The sequence below is a fragment of the Paraburkholderia sp. BR14320 genome, assembly GCF_040948665.1.
Lineage (GTDB): Bacteria > Pseudomonadota > Gammaproteobacteria > Burkholderiales > Burkholderiaceae > Paraburkholderia > Paraburkholderia youngii.
In genome coordinates this window covers 1-245 of record NZ_JBFPKG010000399.1, presented here as the reverse complement: position 1 = coordinate 245, position 245 = coordinate 1, and the positions used below count along the sequence as shown (strand labels likewise).

The following is a 245-nucleotide window of genomic DNA, read 5'->3' as shown; positions in this document are numbered from 1 at the left end:
GCCTCAAAACGCTTAAAGGGACGGTGAATTCGCATTGAATCTGCACAATGCGAAAAATCTTGCGACGAGAGTCGCGTAATTGGAGCGGGGCCTCTTCAACTCGGGTGTACTTCAGCAGCCTGCTAAAGGGCGACAAGACGCTGGCAGAGCTGGCGCAGCAGTACGATGTTCATCCGAACCAGATTACGGACTGGAAGAAGCAACTGCAGGAGCGCGTGTCGGAAGTGTTCGAGACGGGCAAGTCG

Annotated in this window: 1 protein-coding gene; it reads left to right on the top strand. The window is 54.7% G+C overall.

All coding sequences use genetic code 11. From position 1 onward, the window contains the following. Positions 1 to 56 precede the first annotated feature (56 nt). Positions 57 to 245 (top strand): transposase (locus AB3X89_RS40810; RefSeq protein ID WP_368588124.1); only part of this gene is annotated, 189 nt, incomplete at its 3' end.